The sequence below is a fragment of the Gluconobacter cerevisiae genome (assembly GCF_015244675.1).
In the GTDB taxonomy this organism is placed as follows: domain Bacteria; phylum Pseudomonadota; class Alphaproteobacteria; order Acetobacterales; family Acetobacteraceae; genus Gluconobacter; species Gluconobacter cerevisiae.
In genome coordinates, this window is sequence record NZ_JABCQO010000024.1 from 1 (window position 1) to 12,386 (window position 12,386).

At 52.1% G+C, this 12,386-nt stretch carries 8 protein-coding genes and 1 pseudogene; 4 read left to right on the forward strand and 5 right to left on the reverse strand.

The window, feature by feature from the left end:
- The coding region (locus tag HKD21_RS13945; RefSeq protein ID WP_194256212.1) for a recombinase family protein at positions 1-457 on the forward strand (457 nt) is incomplete at its 5' end.
- A 139-nt stretch (positions 458-596) separates the two neighbouring features.
- Here the strand turns inward: HKD21_RS13945 and HKD21_RS13950 are convergent.
- Positions 597-2,576, reverse strand: coding sequence for an ATP-binding protein (locus HKD21_RS13950; RefSeq protein ID WP_194256213.1), 1,980 nt, complete (start codon positions 2,574-2,576; stop codon positions 597-599).
- 211 nt (positions 2,577-2,787) lie between these two features.
- Between HKD21_RS13950 and HKD21_RS13955 the strand changes: the two genes are divergently transcribed.
- Entirely contained in the window at positions 2,788-3,345 is a 558-nt protein-coding gene (locus tag HKD21_RS13955; RefSeq protein WP_194256214.1) for a recombinase family protein, read from the forward strand.
- Positions 3,346-3,502: 157 nt separating this feature from the next.
- Here the strand turns inward: HKD21_RS13955 and HKD21_RS13960 are convergent, their stop codons facing one another.
- On the reverse strand, positions 3,503-3,772 hold the full coding sequence (locus HKD21_RS13960; protein WP_194256215.1) for an HU family DNA-binding protein: 270 nt from the start codon (positions 3,770-3,772) through the stop codon (positions 3,503-3,505).
- A 180-nt stretch (positions 3,773-3,952) separates the two neighbouring features.
- On the opposite strand from HKD21_RS13960, the gene HKD21_RS13965 reads away from it, so the two are divergent.
- Positions 3,953-4,843, forward strand: a complete 891-nt coding sequence (locus tag HKD21_RS13965) for a rhamnan synthesis F family protein (protein ID WP_194256218.1) — start codon at positions 3,953-3,955, stop codon at positions 4,841-4,843.
- A gap of 1 nt (position 4,844) precedes the next feature.
- Here the strand turns inward: HKD21_RS13965 and HKD21_RS13970 are convergent, their stop codons facing one another.
- A complete protein-coding gene (locus HKD21_RS13970) occupies positions 4,845-7,526 on the reverse strand; it encodes a glycosyltransferase (protein WP_194256216.1) in 2,682 nt (893 codons plus the stop codon).
- Between the two features lie 113 nt (positions 7,527-7,639).
- A complete protein-coding gene (locus HKD21_RS13975) occupies positions 7,640-9,019 on the reverse strand; it encodes a beta strand repeat-containing protein (protein ID WP_194256217.1) in 1,380 nt (459 codons plus the stop codon).
- 536 nt (positions 9,020-9,555) lie between these two features.
- Between HKD21_RS13975 and HKD21_RS13980 the strand changes: the two genes are divergently transcribed.
- Complete coding sequence (locus HKD21_RS13980; RefSeq protein ID WP_228121520.1) at positions 9,556-12,279, forward strand: glycosyltransferase; 2,724 nt, start codon at positions 9,556-9,558, stop codon at positions 12,277-12,279.
- A 9-nt stretch (positions 12,280-12,288) separates the two neighbouring features.
- Here the strand turns inward: HKD21_RS13980 and HKD21_RS13985 are convergent.
- A pseudogene (locus tag HKD21_RS13985) lies at positions 12,289-12,386 on the reverse strand (IS5/IS1182 family transposase); the annotation flags it as partial.

A 12,386-nucleotide genomic window follows, 5' to 3' on the forward strand; every position in this document is an offset into this window, starting at 1 on the left:
GGAAACAGTGTCAGGAGCGACCGCGTGGAAATCGCGTCCGGTCCTGAAGAAACTGGTCAGACGGCTTCAGGCCGGGGACACACTGACGGTGGTCAAGCTCGACCGTCTGGGCCGTAACGCCCTGGATGTCCTGACACTCATCGACGTTCTGAAAAAACGGGAGATTTCTGTCAGGATTCTCAATCTGGGGATTGATACGGCAGGCGCTGGCGGCAAGCTGTTCCTGCTGCTTCTGGCGGGATTTGCGGAGTTTGAACGCAACATCATCCGCGAGCGTGTGCTGTCAGGACTGGAGACAGCCAGGGCAAAGGGCATCCGCCTCGGAAGAAAGCCGACGCTGACAGAAGACGACATCGCTCAGGCACGTCGTCTCAAATCTCAGGGCCTGTCTGCCAGAGAAGTGGCGAAACTCCTGCATGTCTCAAAGATGACCGCCTGGCGGGCGATGAACTCCTGAAATCCGTCCCGCAATCCCCGTACCAGAATTGCAGAACCGGACTCTCAGCCATGCAAAATCACCCTATTCCCAAATCAGGTGTTTTTGGGACAGGATAAAACAATGAAATATTTAAATATTAACATAGATTTTTAAATCTCTATTCATCAAATAAAACACTAAAAAAGGCTTGATTACGCTTTTTGGCGTTGGAAATTAGAGTATCATAACCCATAGCTTGTATGAATATTTTTTGATTATCACGATAATTCACATAAATATCTGGATTTACATCATTTTTAAAATCATGAAGATTTAATACGTTGGAAAGTGTTGGAGTAATGTCTGCTATTATATACGCGAAACGTCTAACCACGCCACGAAATGCAAAAAAAGTTCCATCTTCCTTTGATATTCCCCCGCTAGATTGAGCTTTATTTAGAGTCTCTATAACTTGAAGAACAGGGTCATGTTTTGCATCGCCCATTTTATAGTCATTTCGTGATGGTTTTTTGAATTCAATAATATTTATCATTGTTCCATCATTGTCTCCTAATACAAGACTATCATCGAAAAATGCTAAGTCAGGTATTTTGTCACCCTTTTTACGACCTTTTCCATGCATAGCACGGTCACTAGACACATATGGCAAAAATGCTAAAGCATCATCAACCAACCATAGATTATGCTGAAAATAATCACTCAAAGTAGTATCAGAAAATCTTTTGAAGATTAAATCATGTATAGTATCCTCTGGAGAATAATTTCCATTATCCCCTATTTTTCTGGCAATTTCTACCAGTTCTATAACTTTTTTTCTGTGAACAACATATTCCGCCAATGCTTCTTTATTATTGCTATCTATTTTTTCAGATATTTCTTTTATACTTTTTATATACGATTCCGGATCATGAGAAACTTGCGCTATAGACTTAGCTAAATCTCTCGACGAACGATATCTTTCAATGGCTAAATCTGATACAAAATTCTGGGATGTCCAGTTGTTTGGTTTTTCTTTTACATATTTATTTAAACTCCTTCCCTTTAAACCTAATCTTAATATTGGATTTTCAAGCAACGCCTTTTGAAGCTCTGATTCTTGATGATTTTTTATTTTATCTATCTGGTCTTTCTCATCATTTTGAATGATACCGCCAATTTCAGATGTTATTTTTTCGATTGTTTCCTGGGGAATATTGATTTGAGTCCTAGAGTCATTCAAACGGCTTTCAAAAGCCTTGGATTTTACTACAGCAACTACGATATAAGGATTATTTTTTTCATCTAAAAAGTGAGGTCTACCAAGTATATTAGTCAGATTTCTAGGAGTTCCAACAATTCTGTTACCCGCAGAAAATAACAAGCAGTGATTTTTAAACGATTTTGTTTTTTGTATTTTTGAGAGAGAAAATTCTATCTCTTCGTCAACCCCTTCTACATTACATGTGAAAGAACCGTTTTTTGACGAAGAAAATAAATTATTGAAGTAAGATGTAATATTTTCTCTTTTTTCACCATCAAAAGATATCGATATATCTGGCAAATCGTTTTTTAGGAAATATGGCAAAAAATGGCTGCCAATATGGTCCTTAACATCCTCTTTGCTGATTTTTTCTATTAATTGCCACCATTCCGGAAGCGGTTCATTATAATCAACCTGCAATCCAATACCATCGAAATCAGGTTCTGCATCATAAAAAATTAACTCGTTTTTGGATTTTATATTGAATCTAAAAGTTCTAACTAAATTAATTATAGATTCTTCATATCTTGTAGAATAAAGAATTCTAGAAAATACTTTAAATGCTATAAATCTTCCGAAACCCCTACCATTTTGTCGTAATTTGTGACCAGAAAATGGCGTTTTGAAAAATTCATAATTATCATTATTTAGTCCTATGCCATTATCTTTGATAGATATTAGTAAATCTCTGCTATTATTTATATTATTTATTTGTATGTGTATTTTTCCGTTTTTCCGGGCTTCTTTCCCAAAGCGAGCCTCGATACCGTGCATCGCGTTGGATACAGCCTCCAAAGTAGGGAGCAGAAAGCCGTGTAAATCTTTAGCTATATGAGTACGCTCAAGAACCGCTACCATATCCGGTTTGACAAGCGTATCAGATTCTTGAGTGCTCATAAATATTTACCCCACAAAGACTAAATATTTTGTTACACAATATAATTTTCCCAATCAAGTCCGGAGACAATAAATATTTTTACAAATATAACCTTAATTATTGTAATATAATACCGTCATAGATTGAGATTTGTGGCGGTATTGTAGAACCGCAGAAAACAGCCAGAAAATAACCGCCATAAATCTCCGCCAAAATTATAAGGAGAATTATATGAAATACGGTTATTGCAGAGTGTCCACAGTAGGACAGGATTTGAAGGAACAGGAAGACGCCCTGGTGGCTCTTGGAGTTCCAAAAGCGAATATCTTCAAGGAAAAGATTTCAGGTGTCATCAGGTCAGATGACAGACCTCAGTTCGGGAAGCTCCTGAAAAAGATTCAGGCCGGGGATGAGCTGGTCGTGATGAAGCTCGACAGACTTGGAAGGTCGACCCTCGATATCCTGACAGTCATCCAGAACCTGAGAGGTCAGGGCATTGCCATCACCATTGAAGGAGTGGGGACCATCAGGGATGACATGATGGGAAGCCTTACCATGAACCTCCTCGCCTCCTTTGCAGAGTTCGAGCGTGCTCTGATTATCGACAGAACCCAGTCCGGCAGAAAAAGAGCAATGGCCAACGGAGTACGAATGGGAAGAAAGGAGAAGCTTTCTTCCCAAGCTCAAAATGCCATCAAGCAACGTTATGGGAGCGAGACTGGGAAATCCTTAGCCAACGAGTATGGCGTTGGCTTGAGGACAATCCAGCGAATAGCTTCCGCAGCATGATGCAAAACGGATTGCAAAACAGCCCAGATAAGCTATCCTCGTCTCCGGAGTTATCTCCAAAGTCGTCTCCAAACTTGGCTGTTTTCCTCGACCTAACTGCTTGATTTTATTGAGACATCGGCTTTTTTGGCTAATTCCTCCCACCCCAGCCAGCCTTTCAGACAGACTGCTTCAGCCCAGGGCTGGCCTTGAACCTTACGGTTCGTCCCGCAGAAACATCGACAGCCTCTCCAGTTCTCGGATTGATCGCCTGTCGCGCCCTTGTTTCACAAACCGTGAACGTTCCAAATGAGGGCAACGTAAACCCTCCCTCTTCCCGTAATTCCTCTATAATGGCCTCAATCATGTCATTGACGGCTCTCTGGGCGACAACCCCGGTGCAATTCATGGAATCCTGAAGAACTGCGGCAAGAAAAGCTTTGCTCATGAATAAAACTCCGGATTTACTCAGTACTGATCGGGTCTTTCCGGTACAGAAATGCCGCTTAAGCGAATTAACGGACAAATTGCCCATCTTTTCGATATGTCGTAATATTTCATATAGATCTGGTTCATAAACAACCATAATATCATGAATTTAACATTTCTTCCTTCCTCTGGCGGGTCCATACCAATGCCTGTCTGCCTGTTTGCCTACTACAATCCTGACGGCCGACTGCCGCCCCACACCCGACATCTGCTCAGGCAGATCGCGTCCTGTGGTTTCACGATCCATATCGCCGCCTCCGGTCTTTCAGAGAACAGCGCCCAACTATTGCGAAACGACCTTGCGGACCCAACAGTTCCGATCCCCGCGACTGTCCATCCGCGCCCCAATACCGGACTGGACTTTGGAGCATGGCAGTTCCTGCTCTCCAAAGGCTGCGCGGACAACGCAACAGAAATTCTTTTCGCCAATGACAGCGTTTTCGGCCCTCTCCTGCCCCTGCGTCCCATCATGGACCAGATGCGAGAGAAGAATCTTCAGGTCTGGGGCATGGTCCGCTCCGAGGCGGTCGTGCCCCATCTTCAGTCATGGTTCCTGTGCATGACGTGTGACGCCTTGGAGCATCCGGCGATCCAGCGCATTTTCAACCAGCCGTTCAACGATATGACCAAGGACGAGATCGTCCTGCACGGAGAGCTTGGCCTCGGACTGGCCATCAAGGCAGCCGGCCTGTCCACGGGAGCCTCCTGGAGCAGCACTCGGGGCCTCGCCCGCCTTTTGGCAATCAATCCCATGCATGCGGACTGGCGGACCGTCCTTCGATCGGGCAACGCTCCATTCATCAAAACGGAGCTTCTGCGTGACAATCCGAGCGGCATCGCCTCCATCCATCTGTGGCGCGCCGAAATCCTTGACCCGGCCTTTTTCAATCCAGACTGGATCGCGGCCTACCTGGCTTCAACCCCGCCACGCAACCGCTCTGCCCGAGCGAGCCTGCGCGCCAGAGCGGTTCAGGCCCTCGCCAGCGCAGACCGTCGCCACGCCTTCATCGCACTGCTTCTAGGACGTTAAGCTAGGCTGTGAGACCCGCCGCCTGTTGCAGGAAGGCATACAGTTCGTCTGCCTGTGTGTCGTAGGTCGCAAGGCGCTCCCGAAAGGGATTGACGTAATTCTCGAAACGCTCGGGCGCATCCAGCAACGCCAAGACAGCCTCGGCCAACGTACGAGATTTACCATCCAGCGGCAGGCAGGTTCCGTTTAACCCATCCACCACATCCTCGGACTGCCCCCCCGGAGCCGTCGTCACAACCCAGACATCCCGTGCCAGCGCCTCACGCACCGTCAGGCCGTAACTTTCCTTCCATTGCGATGGAAAAAGCAGCACATCAATCTGATCGTAGAAATCGTCCAGCCCTGACTGCGTATAGGCCGGCACAACACGAAGCCGTCCCCGCACAGACCAGTCTTCCGGAAAAATCGACTGGAAGCCGAGATTGAGCTTGTTATCAACCAACACAAGCTCCCAGTCGCTCCGGGACAGGGACTGCATCGCCTCTTTCAGCAGACCATAGCCCTTAACGGCTTCTGTTCCCCCGACAAACCCAAACCGCAGCGGTGTACCGGCAGTTCGCTTCCTGCGGGGGCGCTCAGGCCAGCGAAACCCGTTTCGGTTGACCACGATCCGCTCGGGCGCAACCCCATTTGCCAGATACAGCTCACGATGCGCCTGTGACGGACTGATCAGCAGAGCCGCCCCATTCAGGGCCTGTCGCATCACCACAGCCCGATCCGTGAGATGCCGTGCCCCCGGCACACAGGCCTGACAAACAGCCTGATCAATGGTCGTCTGGAAGCAGTAACGCCCGTCAGCCCGAACCATGAACTGACGCTCACACAACCACCAGGCATCATGCAGCGTCAGAACATAGGGAACCCCCTTCTCCTGACAGACCCGCAAAAGCCCGGTCCCAAGCCCCTGCGCGGCATGAACATGAACCACATCAGGCTGACAGGCCTCCAGAATTTCCGAGAACCTTGCCGCCATGGCCGGATTGTCCAGTTGCCCCAGCCCTCCCTGATCATCAGGCAGAACCGAGGCAAAAACCGTCATTCCATCCACATCGTAGCGAATATCGCCATCAGGAAGATCCGCAACGCTTGAGCGGGACGTCAGAACACTGACCTTTGCCCCCTTACGCACCAACCGACGCCCCATCTCCTCAGCCACGATCGTGGCACCACCGAAAGAACGGGGAGCGAAATAGACATTCGCCATCAGAACCCTGAGATTCTGTGCTTCCTGAACGGCTGGAACACCAAACAGAAGCCGGGCCTGCGTCTGCACCATCGACTCCGGTGCATAGCGAGCCATCACATTTTCATACGCAGCCTCCGCCAGACGCTTGCGATAATTGTCGTCCCGCGCCAGCCTGAGAAAGGCGTTCCGCCATTCCTCAGCATCCGCCGCCAGACATCCGTTCAGTCCATCCCGCATCACAGTTAGGAAAGCCGCCCGCGGAGAGCAGATCGCAGCCACCCGGACAATCGCCGCTTCAAGAAACTTGATGTTGCTCTTGCAGTCGTTGAACAGCGTCGGTTCCAGCGGGGCAATCGCAATATCCGTCTGTGACAAAGCCCTCAGATATTCGGGATAGGACAGCTCAGTCAGACGTTCGACGCGGTCCCCAAACCGCTCAAATGCCGCAGAAAGCTGCAACTGCCCGATCACCCTCAGGCACAGCCGGGGTTCTTCAGCCATCGCAGCCAGCAATCCGGCCTCTGCCTGCCTGAAATCCGCATCATGAGTGTTGGTCCCAGATCCATAGGAGACCCAGAGAAGCTCTGAACCCGAATGCAGAGGGAGTGCCGCCGCAACTTTCAGCGTCTCCATATCCAGAGCATTCTCCAGAACCACTACATCCGAAAGACCCGCCTTGCGCATGGCCTCTTCCAGCGCCTCGGTTGACGCAATGCCCCGCCCACAGGCCAGCATACACCGTCGAAACAACACCACCCCAGACAGCACAAGGTCACGTTCTGCGGCGGGGAGCGTTTTGATATTCCCGTTCTGGCGATATTCCTCTTCATCGAAAATCAGGTCATCAACTTCCCATCGCGGCGCCAGCTCCAGCCGATGGGCCTCCTGAACCAGTTTCAGAACATCCTCAAACCCCGGAACCCGATAAAAAATAACCTGCGTGCAAAGCTGCAACGCTGACATGGCATCAGCAATATCGCGCCAGTCCACAACCTGAACCGACCATCCCAACATTGTCAGAAAATCGCGTTTCTGCCAGACACGATACTTGGCACACTGTCGCAGACTCAGTTCCGCAATAATCAATACTTTTGGCCGCATTCCATCTGACTGATGAGCAGCTTTGTAAGGGTGCAGCTGTCCCGTTTCGTCCGCGGCTTCAGGAAGACCAGTCCGTAATTTCGCACGGACCCTTTTCAGACGACGCAGGCGATGAACGACTGTTTTCTGAAGGCCAGCCCACCCATCCCGTGCCCACAGACGCACAAACCGTCCCGGCACATCCCGTACAGGCCGACCAGACAGCAGTTTGCCTAACATCAGCGCACGGACGGCCCGCAGAGGAAGCGTCACACGCCAGGACAGAGACGTCTGAATCAGGGAAAGCTGTCGAAGAAGCTGCTGGTTTTCCTTTTGCAGCTGCTCCGCTTTCAACCCGTTCAGGCGGGCCGCACTTCGATAGCTTTCAATCAGTGTGTCGCGCGCATTATCGCGCATTCCATCAGGCTTTCGCAAAGGTCAAAAACAGTATCAGAAACACGAAAGGCCGGACCCTCTCGGATCCGGCCTTCCTGAACATTACAGGTCTGTCAGATGACAGATACCTGTTATCAGCTCAGGGTGAAGTTCGAAGCGTTTAGGTCGTTAACGCCCAGGAACGTGATCTTCGAGTTGTCGGACAGTTCGATCGTGGTGTTACCACCAGCAACCGTAGCATGCGACAGGACGTTCGACAGACCATTGTTGTTCTGAAGGCCGTACTGGTACAGGGCCATCAGGTTACCAGCTGCACTGCCGAAGTCGGTGATCGTATAGTCACCACCAGCAGAGCCCTTGTTCAGAGCGAACAGGTTTGCAGCGCCCGAACCACCCGTGAGGGTTGCTGAGCCCGAACCACCAACCAGCGTATCGGCAGAAGAGCCACCGATGATGGTTTCGTTGCCCTTGCCTGCGAACGCGTGGAGCGTGCCGTTGGAAGATGCAGCCGAAACGGTCTCATTGCCATCACCACCAACAAACAGGTTGGTCGAGTTGGCAGAACCGCCAACCAGATGCATGTCGAGACCCGACGCACCGAACAGCGTGGACGTACCAGCAGAGACAGTCGTGGAGCCCGTGCCGTTCAGGAACGTCAGAGAGCCCGAAGCCGTGATGGAGTTGGACGTACCACGGATCTGCCAGATGTCGGCAGAAGCCGAAATCGTGTCGTTCAGACCACCCGAAACGGTGCTCATGGCGCCGGTCGAGAAGTAGGTGCTGGAGCTGCCACCCGTGATGAAGCTGTTGTTGCCGCCCGAAACGGTGTTGTGCGACGTCGTGTCGTAAACCGTTGCGTTGGCACCCAGCGTAACCACGGAGCTACCGCCGAGCAGCGTAACCGTATCCGTACCGGCCTTGCCGTCGATGGTGTCCTGGCCCTCGGAACGAACAACATTCGTGCCGCTACCCAGAACGATGCTGTTGTTGCCAAGACCACCGCTGATGGTGTTGTTGCCGTTGGTGCCCGTGATGGTGTCGTTGCCGTCACCCGTTGCAACGGTCCAGTTGCCCGAAGAGCTGCCGCCGTTGAATGTGTTGTTGCCAACACCGCCAACAAACGTGCCGTTCTGGTTGCTAGCCTTGAACGTGACGCCGGCATAATCGCCAGCAAGAACACTGATGTTCTGAGCTGTGCTGCCCGAAACATCCAGGCTCACGGCAGAGTTCAGCGTGTCCTGGCCCGAATCGGAATAGCTGCCGACGGAGATGTACTGGGTGGTGCCGCCAGAAACGGAGTAGTCGCCGCCCTGACTGATCAGGCCGTGGCCCGGATTGGCACCCGTAGCGGAATTGCTACCGGCGACGAGATCGTAAGAATCGAGACCGCCACTGGTGTGGAGGGTGGAAAGAGCAGTCTGGTACTGCTGAGCAAGAAGCTGGGTCTGTCCACCATTGACCGTGACCGCGAAGGTCTGGCCGGAGGCGCCAACGACTGTAGTAATGTTAGCCATTACCATGCACTCCTAAAAAAGGTTGCCTCGCACCGGCGGCCCTCGGACCACCCAAATGATCGAGCGACGAGTCTTGCATATATCAGAGCGGGATTGTCAAAAGCAATCAACTTTGCACACGATACAAGGCTTCATGATCTGCCATTTAGGGAATTCGAAAAGCAACGCCGACAAAGGAGTTCTCCATTTTCATTACGCAAAAATGGAAAAGAGCGGATAATCCAACTCTTCAATCAAATCCTTTTATATCGAAAAAGTTCCGTCAATGTTAATTTCATAAGAAATAAATATTAACGCTACTGCTTCAATCCTTATCAGAACGTCATGTCTCTTTTTAAGATATATCGTCTCTCGCAGAAAAACTGATCCTCACAGGCCCGCTCGTGAATTTTTCCAATCCGCCCTCTCAACTCCCTTCAAAGCCCGATGATTTTCTGGTCCGTCTGACGCTTCTGCTCACATCAGAAACGGTTGACGACCAAAACCTTTCTCAACAGCAGGACCAGACAGATCACGTCCATTTGATCACTTGGCTGATGATGATTCTGACTGAGGAAAAAAGGGTTTCAACCGCCCTCATCGAATATTCACCGCACCTTCCCAGTGGGGCTAGAAAAACTCTTCGCAGATTTCTGGAGACCTACCTCCCGACCACCAACATCCAGATCACCCCCTATCCGTCTCAGATCACAGGGCACTCTCCTCCCGTCCTGCTTCAGGTTCTGGGGGACGTAACAAAGATCCCTCCTTCGATACCTTTACTACATTTCGGGGCCCATCATTCTGACGGATCTTTCGCACTCACTTCGGAAAACGTCCTGATCAATGCAGGCGATTCTCCTTTTCTGAGCTTTCTGCTGTCAGACACTCCGGAGAGCAGGAATTACCGTCATGCCATCCAGCAGCTTCTTCGCAGCGATCGGAAAAACCGTCTTCTGCGCGCCCGGTCTCAGGAGTTGCATCAGGAATCCCTGAAGAAAACACATATCATCCAGGATCTGCGTGTTTCACTTCGCATGCTGTCCAACCGCAAGACCACTGCTCTTGCAGACACACAGCTACACGAGCCTGCAGCAGAGAACGTCTTACAGCCGACAGTATCCTCTATCGAACATGCCCCCGTCACGCCGTCCCCCCTCTGGCTTCGCGCAGGCCGTCGCCTGAAGCGTTCCCTTCTTCCCCGCCCTGCGCCTGTCGACATTCCAAATCAGGATTCCGCCGCGAGCGAAGACACAACATCTTCTCCAGAGGCGCCCTTTTCCGTCTCCCGCATCCTGTTCATTGCCGGCGAACCGGACACGCCCGGCGTTCTCTATCGATGCGAGCGAAATGCAGCCGCAGCCCGCGATGCAGGCTTCGATGCCAGAGTCCTGCCCTGTGCCTCAGTCGGCTACGACGACATCCACTGGGCGGACGTCATGGTATTCTGGCGCGTTGAATATAGCGGTCATGTCAGTACGATTTTCGATCTCGCCAGATCTGAAAACGTCGTGACTATCTTTGACGCCGACGATATCGTCTTCGTACCGCATTACGCACGCGTGGACCTGATTGATGGCATCCGCTCCATCGGCGCCACGGAAGAACAGATTGAGCGCTGCTTCTCGGACATGCGCCGCACCTTTCTGCGCTGCGATCAGGGGTCAACCACGACGGCAGAGCTGGTCTTTGCCATGCACAGCCTGCGCCCCGTGGTTCATCTACTGCCCAATATCTACGATATGGCCTCGCTGAAACGGGCCCGAATGGCGCTGCGCATGCGCGGGGAACCGGGACGTGTCAATGCCGGAGATGGGCTGGTCCGCATCGGCTACGCCGCAGGCTCGCGAACCCATCAGCGGGATTTCGCTCCCATATGCCCGACCATCGCAGATATCCTGCATCAACGCCCACAGGCCCGGCTTGTGCTGTTTCGCGAGCCCCAAACGCATCGTCCCATTCTGCTCGTGGAAGAATTTCCCAGCCTGATCCCCGTGCAGGACCAAATCGAATGGCGTGACATGGTGCCGCTCGCAGAACTTCAGGACGAGTTTGCGCGGTTCGACATCTCCATCGCACCACTGGAAACAGGGAATGTCTTCTGCGAGGCCAAGAGCGAGATCAAGTTCTTCGAGGCCGCCCTGTCCGGTGCAGCGACAGTCGCTTCCCCTACAGGCCCATTCCGGCGCGTCATCCGTCACGGAGAAACCGGCTTTCTCGCCGAGAGCCCTTCCGAATGGCACGACGCCCTGATCGAACTGATCGACAACCCCGAGCGACGCATCCAGATGGCACGGGATGCCTATCATTCCATTCTCTGGCCCTTTGGCCCACAGGCTCAGGCCCAGCGCATGAAGCTCGCACTTTCTTCCCTGAATGGAGACGACGCAGCGGCCCTCGCTGCCGAGACACGCCTGGCCCGAGATCGTCTGGCCCCACCGGAACTGCCCGTCATCCCTGCCAGCCGGACCATTTTCCATCATGACGCTTTGGGGACAGCGCCAGTCACGGTCGTCATCACATCCTATAATTACGAAGCGCACCTTCTGGACGCATTGGAATCCGTCGCGTCGCAGACCCTGCCCATGCTGGATCTGATTGTCGTGGACGATGGATCTTCCGACGGTTCGCTCGCTCTGGCCACAACATGGATGGAACGCCACCGCGAGCGCTTCAATCGCCTGATCCTGCGCCAGTCCCTCACAAACGCCGGATTGGGCGGCGCGCGAAACATCGGAATGGATGCAGGCGAGACGGTCCATGTCATGCAGCTCGATGCCGACAATATCCTGCGCCCCGAAGCCTGCGAAACACTTCTGGAGTCTATGAATGACGGTACGGCCTATGCCTATCCGCTCATCGCCTGTTTCAACGAAAACGGCCCGGTCCTGATGGACATGACTGCTGACACCCACCACCAGCCGGGCACCCCGAAACTTCTGGGAGACTTGCCCTTCAACCCGCTATCCCTCGTTTCCGGCAACCGCATCGACGCGATGGCCATGGTCACGAAATGGGCCTGGGCCGCAGTCGGAGGCTACTATGTTTCACGTGAAGCAATGGGCTGGGAGGATTTCGATCTGTGGTGCTCCATGGCGGAACGCGGCCTGCCCGGCCATCACGTCCCGAAAATTCTGGCCGATTACCGCCAGCACGAAACATCCATGACAAACGCCTCGACTGAAAAAGACGCCCACAAGGCCCGTGTCGTGGCTTTCGTTCAGGGCCGCCATCCGTGGATCCGCCTCAGCGCCGAACAGGCAAAGCCCCGGAAAAACTAGGCTCAGGACTCATTCTTTGAGGTAGAAGATGACGCTTGCTGCGATGTGGATTGCGGACATGAATGTATGAGCGCAGCGGTCATATCGGGTCGCAACACGTCGCCAGT